Source organism: uncultured Microbacterium sp. (assembly GCF_963528945.1).
In the GTDB taxonomy this organism is placed as follows: domain Bacteria; phylum Actinomycetota; class Actinomycetes; order Actinomycetales; family Microbacteriaceae; genus Microbacterium.
The window spans coordinates 1,189,477-1,202,133 of record NZ_CAURWX010000001.1 but is presented as its reverse complement, the minus strand read 5'-3'; the positions used below and the strand labels follow the sequence as shown (position 1 = coordinate 1,202,133).

Below are 12,657 nucleotides of genomic sequence, written 5' to 3'. Positions count from 1 at the left end.
CCCGGGAGACGACATGATCGGCCGAGTGACGAGCACCACGATGACCCAGCAGTCGCTGCGCACCCTGCAGGGCACCCTCGCCGACCGCGAGCTGCTGCAGTACCAGGCATCCTCCCAGCGGGCGTTCCGCGCTCCGAGCGACGACCCGGCTGCCGCGGCGACGACTCTCGGGGTGCACGGCGAGCAGTCGCGCGTCGCCCAGTTCGCGCGCAACGCCAGCGATGGAATGGCGTGGGTGACGACGGTCGACACGGCGCTCGGCGCGAGCGCCGACCTGCTCAACCGTGCTCGCGACCTCACGGCGCAGGGGGCGAACTCCGGCGCGCTCAGCCCCACGGCCCGCGAGTCGATCGCGCAGGAGCTCGAGACGATCAGCGCCGAGTTGCTCGCTCAGGCCAACACCACCGTGCTCGGTCGCAACGTGTTCGCCGGCACGAGCGACGCGGGTGCGGCGTTCGCCTCCGGTACCTTCGTCTTCCAGGGCACTCCGGGCAGCACGGTGCAGCGCCGCATCAGTGACAACGAGACCGTGCGGGTCGACTTCGACGGTTCGCAGGCCTTCGGCGACGGGCCGGCGAGCGCCTTCGCGCTGCTGAACGACATCGCCGCGGAACTGCGCGGCGGTGCCGACGTCGGCACGCGTCTCGACGACATCGACGCGCGCCTCACCGCGGTCGTCGCCGCGCGGGGTGCGACCGGTGCACGCCAGGTGCAGTTGGAACGCGCGTCGTCGCTCCATCTGGCGGCGTCGACCGACCTCGAGGCCCGACGGGCCGAGGTCGAGAACGTCGACAGCCTCGAGGTCCTCGTGCGCCTCCAATCCGCCGAGCTCGTCTTCCAATCCGCTCTGCAGGTGACCGCACGGTCGTTGCAGACCAACCTCCTGGAGTTCCTGCGATGACCGCCGTCGGCACCACGCCCGAGAGCGTGACCTTCGTCACCCCGATGCCGGGTCTGCACCCGTACACGGCGTTCTCGTTGCATGCCGTCGACGGGGCCGCCGGGCTCTTCGCGTTGCGCTCGGTCGAGGCCGATGTGCGATTGTTCCTCCTCGACGCCTCCGATGGTCCGAGCGAATACGAGCCGCGGGTTCCCGCCGTCGCGCTCGAGGAGATCGGCGCGGCCGCGACCGAGGACGTGCGCGTGCTGGTCGTGGCGAACCCGGCCGACGACGGCATCCACCTCAATCTCCGTGCACCGCTGCTCGTGCACCGGGAGACCGGTCGCGCCCTGCAGGTGATCCTCGACGACCAGGACTATCCGCTACGCGCCCGGCTCGGCGGCTGAGCGCTCGAAGATCAGGTGAACTCTCGGTTCACCGCAGATATCAAGAAAGAACGACTATCCTCGGGGGACCGGGCTGGGGACCCGCCCGTGGAGCGAACGACTTACTGGGGGTAAGTGAATGAGCACGTCCAAGACGTTCGATGCGAATCGCGTCAGCAAGAGGGAGTTCGTGCAGCGCTTCGCGCGGCGCGGAGGCATCTCCGTCCAGGCCGCGCAGACGGCGTACACCGCGATGATCGACGAGCTGCTCGATCTGGTGGGGCAGGGGCACACGGTGACCCTGACGAACTTCGGCAAGTTCTATCCGCAAGCGCACAAGGGCCACCGCGTGCAGTTCGCCAAGGACGACGGATCGGCCGAGGTCACCGACTACACGGTGCTGAAGTTCTCGGCCACGCGGGAGGTCAACCGCCGCGTGCAGGTGAACGACTGACGACGCATCGCGGCGCGCCGGGCGCCGTGTGATTCAATGAGGGTTCCAGCCACCATGCGGTGGCTGCGCTGTGGGCTGCTGGGGAGGGCTTGCACCGACAGTGAAAGAGGCCTCGCTCCATGCCGTTGCGCGCTCGGAACCAGCTCGTCGTCGACCATCTGCACATCGTGCGCGCGGCGACGGCGAGCCTCGCCTCGCGGCTCACGAACGTGGCGCGCGACGACCTCCTCTCGGCGGGGTCGTACGCGCTCGTGCGTGCGGCCGATCGGTTCGACGACACACTCGGGGTCCCGTTCGGCGCCTTCGCGCGCGGCCGCGTCGACGGGGCGCTGAAGGACGAGCTGCGGGCGATGGACTGGGCGCCGCGCGCGGTCCGGTCCCGCGCGAAAGAGGCCGCCGCCGCGCGCGAACGCCTCACCGGCGCTCTCCGACGCCAGCCGACCGTCGCCGAGGTCTCGCACGAACTCGGTCTCCCGCCGAAAGCCGTACGCGATGCTCTCGCGGTCGCCGATCTGCGGATGCTGAGCCTCGATGCCGACGAGGTGCGCGAGGCCCCGTGGTCGGGCCACCTGCCCGAGGAGCTCGCGGCGGCGGAGGAGCGCGATGCCTTCCTCCGCCGGGCGGTCGAGGCACTGCCCGAACGCAAACGATGGATCATCCGCGCCGTCTACTTCGACGAGCGCACGGTGGGCGAGATCGCGTCGGAGCTCGGTGTCTCGCACGCGGCCGTCTCGCAGCAGCGCGCCGAGGCGGTGCGGATGCTGCGGCAGGCGTTGCAGGTGCACGACGTGTCGGCCGTCGGATAGCTCTCGTCAGAGCGGGTACCCGAACGTCGCCTGCCCCACGAGCGTGAGGGTGACGGAGGTCGGGTAGATCTCGGGCTCGTCGTCGTGGTCGTCGAGCAGTTCGAGGCGGTCCACGGGCACGAGGATCGTCCCGTCGCTCTCGAACACGAGGTCCTGGGGCACGAACGAGGCGAACATCGAGCGCATGCCGTGGCGCAGCTCGAAGGTGCGGCCCACGTCGCCGCGCTCGAACAGGTTCACCTCGGTCTCGTCGGCCCAGATTCGGCCGTCGGGGAAACGCGCCTCGATGCGGTAGACGCTCGGCTCGACCGACTTGATGTTCAGGTCGTCCACGATCTCGGAGAAGACGGACCCGGCGTGGTCGAGCTCGAAGGCGATCGCCCGAAGGTGGTCGTAGTTCAGCCGCGCGCGACGTGAGAACAGGGCGACGTTCTCGATCTCGACGGGGTCGGCGTGCGGTGCCTGATCGCGCAGGTACTGGCGCACGTCGTCGGGGCCCGGGTACTCGAATCGCATGTGGTAGTGGAAACGGCCGGGGCGGTTCACGAGGTAGGTGCTCACCTCCGACACGTCGTTCACGGTGAGGCAGTAGATGCGCTTGACGGCCGAGAGCCCGTCGAAGAGCGTGAGGAACTGGTTCTGCCGGTTGACGCCGTCGCCGAGGCTGCGGCGGCCGAGCGGGAACGTCTTCTCGAACTCGTCGAACACGACCAGGCACTCGTCGAGGCTGTCGAGGAACTCGACGATGCCGTCGTGGTCCTCGGTGACGACCACGACGGGCAGGTCGTGCGCACGGGCGCGCTCCGCGACCATACGAACGAACATCGACTTTCCGATGCCTTTGTCTCCCGAGAGCATCACTCCGAGGCTGCGCTCGGCGCGGGCGTAGGCGGCGAAGATCTTCTCGACCTTCTGCTCGCGACCCCCGTAGACGCGTTCGCCCCCGACGGCGAGGTCGTCGATGCGCACGAGGCTGAACCCCTCCTTCGCGGTGAAGTGCACGCGGTAGGTGCCGTGGGGGAACATCTCGTGGGTGCGCACGGCGTCGTCGTAGACGCGGACGTGCCCGCCCGTCTCGATGTAGGTGCTCGTCACGTCAACGTCCTCCTGGCCGATCTTCTCCCCGATATTGATATATCGGCCCGGTTCCGCGCGCCGTAAGTGTCGGTTCGAAAGATTTCGACCGGGCAGGGGAGAGGCCCCTGCAGACAGGGGGAGGTGCGCAGGGGCCTCGGGAAGACGGCGGGGGGCCGTCTGGTATACCATTTCACGACCGACGGGGCCGGACCAAGCGGGGCCGGGGACCCGGGCGCGTCGCGCGCGTGAAGGTCAATCGCGAACCGCGAGCACGACCTTTCCCACGTGCCCGCCGCGGGCGAGCACGGCATGCGCCGATCCGGCGTCCTCCAGCGGATGCACCGCCTCCACGGGCACGCGGATCGTCCCGTCCTCGATCAGAGGCCAAACCAGCTCCCGGGTGCGTCGCAGGATGCGAGCCTTGTCGTCCACGCCGCGGGAACGCAGGGTCGTCCCGATGACCCGCGCCCTCCGGGACATGAGCGTCCCGACGTCGAGCGTCCCCGTGCTGCCGCCCAGGGTGCCGATCACGACGAGGCGGCCGAATTCCGCCAGCATCCGCACGTTCGTATCGACGGCCGGACCGCCGACGACGACGAGGATGATGTCGACCCCTCCGAGGCGCTCCACCGCGGCGCCGACATCGTCGGTGTGGCGGTTCCACGCCCGCTCCGCGCCGAGCTCTTCCGCGTGACGCACCGCCTCGGCCGAGCCGACGGTGGTGAAGACCCGCGCGCCCGTCGTGCGTGCGAACTGGAGGGCGAAGGAACCGATGCCGCCGGTGCCGCCGTGCACCAGGACCCGCGTGGGCTCCGCGCCCTCGGGGGTCTCGACCGGCAGGCCGGCCTCCAGCACGAGGTTCGAGACGACGGTCGCCGCGACCTCCACCAGGCCCGCCGCTTCGATCGGGGACAGCCCGCGGGGCATCGGCAGGAGCTGCGCTTCGGGAACAGCGACGGTCTCGGCGTAGCCGCCGCCGGCGAGCAGCGCGACGACCTCTTCGCCGGTGTCCCGCCGTCGTCCGGACACCTCCAGCCCCAGAATCGGTGAGGCACCGGGCGGTGGCGGGTAGGTGCCGGCGGCCTGGGCGAGGTCCGCCCGGTTCACGCCCGCCGCGATGACGTCGACGAGCACCTCGCCCTCGTCGGGACGCGGTTCCGGGGTGTCTTGGACCTCGAGACGGTGATCGGCGGTGACGACGACGGTGCGCATCCCTCCACGGTAGTCGCGCGCCTCGCCTGCGGCGCTGGAAGGGGGCGACGCCGTGCTGCCACACTGGGCGCATGGAGATCATCGAGAACTCGAAGCTCACGGTCGTCGGCGCGGGCAGTGTGGGGTCGAGCGTCGCGTACGCCGCACTCATCCGCGGCTCGGCGCGACATGTCGCGCTGTACGACATTGCGCAGGAGAAGGTCGAGGCCGAGGTGCTCGACCTCGCGCACGGCACGCAGTTCACCGGCAGCAGTGACATCACGGGCGGCAGCGACGTCTCGGTCGCCGCCGGGTCGCACGTCGTGGTCATCACCGCCGGTGCCAAGCAGAAGCCCGGCCAGACGCGCATCGAGCTCGCGGAAGTCAACGCGGGGATCATCCGCGGCATGATGCCGCAGCTGCTCGAGGTCGCGCCGAACGCGGTCTACGTGATCGTGACCAATCCCTGCGACGTGCTGACGGTCATCGCGCAGGAGGAGACGGGTCTGCCGCCCGAGCGCATCTTCGCCTCCGGCACGGTGCTCGACACCTCCCGCCTGCGGTGGAAGCTGGCGCAGCGCGCCGGGGTCTCGACCGCGAGTGTGCACGCGCACATCGTGGGGGAGCACGGAGACACCGAGTTCCCGCTCTGGTCGAGGGCGACGATCGGCACCGTGCCGCTCCTCGAGTGGGAGACGCCGGGGCATCCGCCCATCACGCTCGACGAACTCCGCGAGATCGCGGTCGACGTGCGCGATGCCGCGTACAAGGTCATCCGCGGCAAGGGGGCGACGAACTACGCGATCGGCCTGTCGAGCGCGCGCATCGTCGAGGCGATCCTCGGCGACGAGCACGCGGTGATGCCGGTCAGCACCGTGCTGCACGACTTCCACGGCATCGACGGGGTGGCCCTGTCCGTGCCGTCGATCGTCAGCGCCTCCGGCGCGGTTCCGATCCGAACCACGTCGTTCTCCGACGAGGAGCTCGCGCTGCTGCGGCAGTCGGCCGACGCACTCTCGGCGGCGGCCGACTCGCTGCGGCGCTGAAGACCGATGGGGGCGTCACGCCGGTGACGCCCCCACCGTCTCACTTCCCGTGCGGGTCGATGCGGTTGAGCGCCGCGACGACGGCGGGGTAGTCTCCGCGCGCCTCCCCGTACCGCAGGAACTTCACGCTCTCCACCTGGATCTCGGGTGCATCCGGATGCGCCTCGATGAGCTGCATCACCTCGTCGACGAAGGCGTCGAGGGGCATCGCCTGCTCGTTCTCGGCGTGACCGGGCATCAGGTCGGTGCGCACGGCCGGCGGCTCGAGTTCCATGACCGAGACGCCCGTGCCGGCGAACTGCAGCCGCAGCGACTCGCTCAGCATGTGGATCGCTGCCTTCGTCGCGTTGTAGGTGGGCGTGACGCGGAGCGGGGCGAACGCGAGACCCGACGACACCGTCATGATGGTGGCGGACGGTCGCGATTGCAGATGCGTGGTGAGGGCGGCGATGAGGCGCATCGGACCGAGCAGGTTGGTGGTCACGATCTCTTCGGCGGTGTCGAGCAGGCCGTCGGCCGAACGCCAGTCCTCGACGCGCATGATCCCCGCCATCGCGATCAGGGTGTCGAGGGTGGGGTGGGCATCCACCACGTCGGCCACCGCCTTGCGGATGCTGTCGGCGTCGGCCGTGTCGATGCGCACGGCGTGGAGGCCGGGGTGCTCCGCCACGATCGCCGCGAGGCGTTCCTCGCGACGCCCGCCGACGATCACCGTGTTGCCGCGTTCGTGCAGCGCGAGGGCGAGGGCCAGTCCGATGCCGCTGGTCGCGCCGGGGATGAAGATGGTGTTTCCGCTGATGTCCATGCCCACAGCCTGCGCGCGCGACCCGGCGTCCTCCAGAGAGCGGTGATCGGGGGAGGGGCGGTCCCTGGATGCAGCGACGGATGCCGCGGCATACTGCTGAGGTGGATCGAGAAGCGCTGGCCGACTTCCTGCTGCGGCGACGAGAGGGCCTGAACCCGCACGACGTCGGATTGCCCTCCGGCTCCCGACGACGCACGCCCGGCCTGCGGCGCGAGGAAGTCGCGCAGCTCGCGACGATGTCGACCGACTACTACACGCGTCTCGAGCAGCGTCGCGGCCCCCAGCCCAGCGTGCAGCTCCTGGCGTCGTTGGCCCGCGCGCTGCGTCTCACGGAGGACGAGCGCGACTACCTGTACCGGCTGTGCGGCCACAGCGCCCCCGATCGCGCCCGCCTCACCGACTACGTGCGGCCCGGCATGCTGCGCGTGCTCGACCGTCTTCACGACACCCCGGCGTTCGTGGTCTCGGTGCTCGACGAGGTGCTCGTGCAGAACGATGCCGCGCGCGCCGTGCTCGGCGACGCCCGCGTGCTGTCCGGGCTCGATCGGAGCGGCATCTACCGCTGGTTCGCGCATCCCGAAACGGAGCGTCATCGCTACCGCGAGGTCGACCACCCGCGGCAGAGCCGCGCGCTCGTCGCCTCCCTGCGTGCCGCGGTCGGGGTGATGGGCGAGCGGTCGCGTGCCGGCGAGATCGTCGCCGAGCTCTCCCGGCGCAGCGACGAGTTCGTCGAACTCTGGGACGCGCACGAGGTGGGCAGGCGTTTCGAGCAGCACAAGGTGATCGTGCACCCGGAGGTCGGCGAGATCGAGGTCGATTGCCAGGCGCTGTTCACCGAGGACGAGTCCCAGGCGCTCATCGTGCTCACCGCCGCGCCGGGCAGCGAGGCCGCGGGGAAGCTCGACCTCCTCCGCGTCGTCGGCACCCAGCGCGTCTGACGGTCGGGCGGCCTCAGCTCTCCTCGTGGCGCGCCGGGTCGGCGTCGAAGAGGCGGCCGTCCGGTCGGCCGAGTGCGGTGAGCGCGGACACCTCGGCATCATCGAGCGCCACGTCCACGGCCTGCAGGTTCGCGAGCTGGTGCGCCGTGGACGAGGCCTTGGGGATCGACACGACGCCCCGGGCGACGTGCCAGGCCAGCACCGTCTGGGCAGGGGTCGCGTCGTGGGCTGCCGCGATCTCGCGCACGACCGGCTCGTCGAGCAGTTCCTTCGCACGGCCCAGCGGGCTCCAGGCCTCGGTGAGGATGCCGTGCTCCCGGTGGTAGGCGAGCTGCTCCTCCTGCGGGAAGTACGGGTGCACCTCGATCTGGTTCACGACCGGACGCACGCCGGTCTCGCGCTCGATGCGCTCGAGGTGCTCCGGCAGGAAGTTCGAGACGCCGATTTGACGCACTGTGCCGCGCTCCTGCGCCTCGACGAGGGCGGCCCACGCCTCGACGTACTCGTCCTGGCTGGGGTTGGGCCAGTGGATGAGGTGGAGGTCGGTGGCGTCCAGGCCGAGGCGCGAACGGCTCTCCTCGATGCTCGTGCGCGCTCGGTCTCGGCGGTGGTGCCGACCGGGGAGCTTCGTCGTCACGATGATCTCCGCACGGGCGACGGACGCGGCGGCGACGCCGCGCCCGACCGAACCCTCGTTCTCGTAGTTGAAGGCCGAGTCGACGAGGCGGTAGCCGGCGTCGAGAGCGGCGGAGACGGCCTCCGCGCCGGCATCGCCGTTCAGTGCATAGGTGCCCAGCCCGATCGCGGGGAGGGCGAAGCCGTTGTGGGCGGTGAAGGTGGGGACGACGGGCGTGGTGCTCACGGGGTGCTCCTTCTCGGTGGGTCCTCCGAGCGTACGCTGGGACGATGACCACTGAGGCCGAGACGTCGAACGGCGACACCGTGCTCGATCCGGCGGAGCGCTGCCCCTGCGGGTCCGGCGACGTCTTCGGATCGTGCTGCGGTCCCCTCCTCGCAGGGGCGTCGGCCGCACCGACCGCGGAACGACTCATGCGTTCGCGGTACTCGGCGTTCGCGCTGGGACGGCCGGCGTATCTGCTCGACACCTGGCACCCGTCGACGCGTCCCTCCCGTCTCGACCCCGACCCGGGCCTGATGTGGCGCCGCCTCGTGATCGTCGACCGCGAGGCGGGCGGACCCTTCGACGACCGGGGCGTGGTCGAGTTCGAAGCGCACTGGGTGCACGACGGCGAGCGCGGCAGGTTGCATGAACGCAGCCGCTTCGTGCGCGAGGATCGACGGTGGCTGTACGTCGACGGCGCGGTCCGGTGACGGGCGTCGGGGGCAAGCGATAGATTTGAGAGCGTGAAAGCCACCCCCGCGGACCAGCGCGTCCTGCTCGACATCGCCGACCTCGACCGTCGGATCGCCCAGGCCGATCGCGCCAGGACTCACCCTTCCCAGGCCGGGCGCATCAACGAGCTCGTGGCGATCCGTCAGGATCAGCTCCGCGAGCTCACGACGCTGACCGGTGTCCGCGACGATGCCCGCGCCGAGCTCACGCGCATCGAGTCCGACGTGGTCATCGTCGAACAGCGTCGTGCTCGCGACGCCGAGCGGCTCGCGGTGGCGACCGACCCGAAGCAGGCGCAGGCTCTCGAGCACGAGCTCGCGAGTCTGGCGCGGCGTCAGAGCGACCTCGAAGACGCGCAGCTCGAGGTCATGTCCCGCGTCGAGGAGGCCGAGGCCGCCGTCGATGCGCAGCAGGCGCTCCTCGACATCACGACCGCCGAGGGCGCATCGCTGACGGCCGCGGGGAAGGCCGATGTGTCGGCGGCGGCCGAGCTCGGCGTGCAGCTGGCACGCGACCGTGCGGCGGTCGCCGAGACCATCCCGGCCGATCTGCTCGCCGAGTACACACGGCGTGCGACCAACAACTCCGGGGCGGCGTTGCTGACCCGCGGCACGTGCGAGGGGTGCCGCATCCTGCTGCCGGGCATCGACCTGGCCGAGATCCGTCGCGCGCCCGAGGACGAGGTCGTGTCCTGCCCGGAGTGCGGAAGCATCCTCGTCCGCACCGAGGAATCGGGGCTGTGACCGCAGCGACGCCCTCGTCGACATGAGCGCGTCGCCCACCGCCGACCGCCGCATCGCGTTGATCGCCGACGGCCCGGCCCATCTCCTCGCCGTCGAACTCTCCCCGGACGGGGCCGAGGCCGACCGCATCCGCCTGACCTCCACCGAGGCGGCGGCGTGGATCGCGGAGGCCGAGCGCGACGACGCTCCGCGGTGGATCCTGCGGAGTGCGCGCGACGTCTATCCGCGGCTGCTGGCCGCGGGTGCCCGTCTCTCGCGCGCGCATGACCTGCTGCTGTGCCATGCGATCCTCCGCGACACGGCCTCCGTGCCCACCGCGCTCCCGCCGTCGCCGGAGTGGGTGCCGCAGGACGCGCCCGACGACGCGCCCTCCCTGTTCGATCTGTGGGAGACGGCGGCCACGGCCGGCGACCCGGCCGAGACCGTCCTGGAACAGTACGCCGCGCAGCAGCGGGTGCTGGCCGCCGCCCCCGACGGCCGCCTCGCCCTGCTCTGCGCGGCGGAATCGGCCGGAGGGCTGATCGCCGAGGAGATGCGTGCCGCGGGGCTGCCGTGGGACCCCGCCGTGCACGACGGCATCCTGCAGGACGCGCTCGGCGCGCGCCCTCGCGCCGGCGGGACGCCGAGCCGGATGGTCGAGCTCGGCGATCGCGTTCGGGCGATCCTGGGCGACGCGGGCCTGCGGCTCGACAGCCAGCCCAAGCTGCTGCGGGCGTTGCACCGTGCCGGGGTGTCGGTCGAGTCGACGAGCCGGTGGGAGCTCGCGCGGCACGAGCATCCGGTCGTCGAGCCCCTGCTCGCGTACAAGAAGATGTCGCGGCTGCTCGCCGCGAACGGCTGGGCCTGGCTGGCGGAGTGGGTGCATGGCGGACGCTTCCGCCCGGTGTACGTGCCGGGCGGCGTGGTGACCGGCCGATGGGCGTCGTCCGGCGGCGGAGCGCTGCAGCTGCCGCGGATGCTCCGGCCCGCCGTGCGCGCCGACCCGGGGTGGACGCTCGTGGTCGCCGACGTCGCGCAGCTGGAGCCGCGGATGCTCGCCGCGCTGTCGTCCGACCGGGCCATGGCCCGCGCCGCGCAGGGTGCCGACCTCTACGCGGGGGTCGTCGCATCGGGCGCCGTCGCCACGCGGGAAGAAGCGAAGTACGCGGTACTCGGCGCCATGTACGGAGCGACGACCGGCGACAGCGGACGTCTCGTGCCGCAGTTGCGCAAGGTGTTCCCGCGCGCGATGGGACTCGTCGACGAGGCCGCTCGCACGGGCGAAGACGGCGGGCGCGTGTCGACGTGGCTCGGACGTTCGTCGCCCCGGCCTCCGGGGGAGTGGACGGCGTTGCAGGCAGCCGCGAGCTCGGCCGACGCCGACCCGGCGGTCGTGGCTCTCGCGCGTCGGCGGGCTCGGGACTGGGGCCGGTTCACCCGCAACTTCGTCGTGCAAGGGACGGCCGCGGAGTGGTCGCTCATCTGGTTGGCGGAGATCCGGCATCGGCTGCGGGCACTGCCGTCCGCCGCGCATCCGGCGCCCGCGTCCGGGCCGTTCGCAGGGGAGGCGCACCTCGCCTTCTTCCTGCACGACGAGGTGGTGCTGCACGTGCCCGCCGAGCAGGGGGAGGCGGCGGCGGCCGCGGTGCGGGAGGCGGCGGTCGTCGCGACGCACCGCCTGTTCGGGTCCTTCCCCATCGAGGTCCCCCTCGACCTGCGGATCGCCGACTCGGCGCAGAAGTGAGGGTCGCGCGCGTAGACTGGTGGACACGAATGGGTCGGCTGGACGGTCGCGTGGCGGGAGACCGCACCGAGGAACGTCCGGGCTCCACAGGGCAGGGCGGTGGGTAACACCCACCCGGAGCAATCCGCGAGACAGTGCCACAGAGAGTAGACCGCCTCGGGCCGAGAGGCCGCGGGGTAAGGGTGAAAGGGTGGTGTAAGAGACCACCGGGGGGCATGGTGACATGTCCCGCCAGGTAAACCTCGTCCGGAGCAAGGTCAGACAGAGGATGTTGACGCGGCTCGCCGAGTCCTCGGGTAGACCGCTGGAGCGGCACGGCAACGTGTCGCCGAGAGAGATGGCCGTCGAAGGGGCGAAGAACCCCGGAACAGAACCCGGCGTACAGGCCGGCCCATTCGCCCCAGACCATGACGAGGGCCCCGCGACCGGGATGGTCGCGGGGCCCTCGTTGTCTGTCGGGAGGTCAGTCGCCGGCGAGCGACGCCGCGCCGATGATGCCGGAGTTGTTGCGATGAATCGCCGGGACGATCGGGGTCTTGAGGTCGAGGAGCGGCAGGAAGTCGCCGGCGTTCTTCGACACGCCGCCGCCGACGACGAACAGGTCGGGGCTGAAGAGGAACTCGATGTGCGAGTAGAACGCCTGCAGGCGCTCCGCCCACTCCGACCAGGTCAGTCCCTCGCGCTCGCGCGCGGAGGTGGCCGCCCACTGCTCGACCGACTCGTACGTGCCGAAGTGGAGGTGGCCGAGCTCGGTGTTCGGAAGCAGCACGCCGTCGTAGAGGAACGCGGAGCCGATGCCGGTGCCGAGCGTGGTGAGCAGGGTGAAGCCCCGCACGTCACGGGCTGCGCCGTGCCGTGCCTCGGCGACGCCTGCGGCATCCGCATCGTTGACGAAGACGATGTTGCGACCCAGGCCGTCGCGGAAGAAGCGCTCGGCGTCGAAGTCGACCCATTCCTTCGAGACGTTGGCGGCCGAGAGCGTCTTCCCGCGCTTCACGATCGCCGGGAAGGCAACGCCCAGAGGCAGGGTGGAATCGTGCACATCCAGCGTCTTGAGGACGGTCTGCACGGCCTGCAGGACATCCTGGGGAGAAGCCCCCTCGGGGGTGGGGACGCGCACCCTGTCGGATGCCATGATGCCGTGCTCGAGGTCGACGATTCCCGCCTTGATCCCCGTGCCGCCGATGTCGACGCCGATCGCTTTTGCCATGATCCTCAGCATAGCGACAGGCTCTCGCGCCACTAGGATCGATG

At 70.9% G+C, this 12,657-nt stretch carries 14 protein-coding genes and 1 other RNA gene; 10 read left to right on the top strand and 5 right to left on the bottom strand.

Annotated features, from left to right (window positions below; translation table 11 throughout):
* Positions 1–25: 25 nt before the first annotated feature.
* From RWS82_RS05685 to RWS82_RS05670, 4 genes are all read left to right on the top strand, one after another.
* Positions 26–901, top strand: coding sequence for a flagellin (locus RWS82_RS05685; protein WP_314647717.1), 876 nt, complete (start codon positions 26–28; stop codon positions 899–901).
* Positions 898–1,287 (top strand): flagellar assembly protein FliW, encoded by a 390-nt coding sequence (locus RWS82_RS05680; protein WP_314647716.1) that lies wholly within the window; start codon positions 898–900, stop codon positions 1,285–1,287. The genes RWS82_RS05685 and RWS82_RS05680 overlap by 4 nt, the downstream gene beginning before the upstream one ends.
* A 118-nt stretch (positions 1,288–1,405) precedes the next feature.
* Positions 1,406–1,720 carry an HU family DNA-binding protein gene (locus RWS82_RS05675; protein ID WP_314647714.1) on the top strand — a complete coding sequence of 105 codons (315 nt, stop codon included), beginning with the start codon at positions 1,406–1,408 and terminating at the stop codon, positions 1,718–1,720.
* 119 nt (positions 1,721–1,839) lie between these two features.
* Entirely contained in the window at positions 1,840–2,526 is a 687-nt protein-coding gene (locus RWS82_RS05670; RefSeq protein ID WP_314647713.1) for a sigma-70 family RNA polymerase sigma factor, read from the top strand.
* Positions 2,527–2,532: 6 nt separating this feature from the next.
* Here the strand turns inward: RWS82_RS05670 and RWS82_RS05665 are convergent, their stop codons facing one another.
* Together RWS82_RS05665 and RWS82_RS05660 are read right to left on the bottom strand one after the other, a co-directional pair.
* Complete coding sequence (locus RWS82_RS05665; RefSeq protein WP_314647711.1) at positions 2,533–3,621, bottom strand: AAA family ATPase; 1,089 nt, start codon at positions 3,619–3,621, stop codon at positions 2,533–2,535.
* 234 nt (positions 3,622–3,855) lie between these two features.
* The gene (locus RWS82_RS05660; protein WP_314647710.1) at positions 3,856–4,815 is read right to left on the bottom strand and encodes an NAD(P)H-quinone oxidoreductase; all 960 of its coding nucleotides are present in this window, start codon (positions 4,813–4,815) and stop codon (positions 3,856–3,858) included.
* 71 nt (positions 4,816–4,886) lie between these two features.
* Here RWS82_RS05660 and RWS82_RS05655 point away from each other — a divergent pair, with 71 nt between their 5' ends.
* Positions 4,887–5,840, top strand: coding sequence for an L-lactate dehydrogenase (locus tag RWS82_RS05655; protein WP_314647709.1), 954 nt, complete (start codon positions 4,887–4,889; stop codon positions 5,838–5,840).
* A gap of 40 nt (positions 5,841–5,880) precedes the next feature.
* Here RWS82_RS05655 and RWS82_RS05650 read toward each other — a convergent pair whose 3' ends face one another.
* The gene (locus RWS82_RS05650; RefSeq protein ID WP_314647707.1) at positions 5,881–6,645 is read right to left on the bottom strand and encodes an SDR family NAD(P)-dependent oxidoreductase; all 765 of its coding nucleotides are present in this window, start codon (positions 6,643–6,645) and stop codon (positions 5,881–5,883) included.
* A gap of 101 nt (positions 6,646–6,746) precedes the next feature.
* Between RWS82_RS05650 and RWS82_RS05645 the strand changes: the two genes are divergently transcribed.
* Entirely contained in the window at positions 6,747–7,583 is an 837-nt protein-coding gene (locus RWS82_RS05645) for a helix-turn-helix transcriptional regulator (protein ID WP_314647706.1), read from the top strand.
* A gap of 13 nt (positions 7,584–7,596) precedes the next feature.
* Here the strand turns inward: RWS82_RS05645 and RWS82_RS05640 are convergent, their stop codons facing one another.
* On the bottom strand, positions 7,597–8,445 hold the full coding sequence (locus tag RWS82_RS05640) for an aldo/keto reductase (RefSeq protein WP_314647705.1): 849 nt from the start codon (positions 8,443–8,445) through the stop codon (positions 7,597–7,599).
* Between the two features lie 44 nt (positions 8,446–8,489).
* Here RWS82_RS05640 and RWS82_RS05635 point away from each other — a divergent pair, with 44 nt between their 5' ends.
* The 4 genes from RWS82_RS05635 (at position 8,490) to rnpB (ending at position 11,801) form a co-directional block, all read left to right on the top strand.
* Positions 8,490–8,915 (top strand): YchJ family metal-binding protein, encoded by a 426-nt coding sequence (locus RWS82_RS05635; protein ID WP_314647703.1) that lies wholly within the window; start codon positions 8,490–8,492, stop codon positions 8,913–8,915.
* Positions 8,916–8,948: 33 nt separating this feature from the next.
* A complete protein-coding gene (locus tag RWS82_RS05630; protein WP_314647701.1) occupies positions 8,949–9,680 on the top strand; it encodes a C4-type zinc ribbon domain-containing protein in 732 nt (243 codons plus the stop codon).
* 22 nt (positions 9,681–9,702) lie between these two features.
* Entirely contained in the window at positions 9,703–11,403 is a 1,701-nt protein-coding gene (locus RWS82_RS05625) for a bifunctional 3'-5' exonuclease/DNA polymerase (protein ID WP_314647700.1), read from the top strand.
* A 30-nt stretch (positions 11,404–11,433) separates the two neighbouring features.
* Positions 11,434–11,801, top strand: an RNA gene (gene rnpB, locus RWS82_RS05620) — RNase P RNA component class A.
* Between the two features lie 65 nt (positions 11,802–11,866).
* Here rnpB and ppgK read toward each other — a convergent pair.
* Positions 11,867–12,613: a polyphosphate--glucose phosphotransferase gene (ppgK, locus tag RWS82_RS05615; RefSeq protein WP_314647698.1), complete on the bottom strand. Its 747-nt coding sequence runs from the start codon at positions 12,611–12,613 to the stop codon at positions 11,867–11,869.
* Positions 12,614–12,657 lie beyond the last annotated feature (44 nt).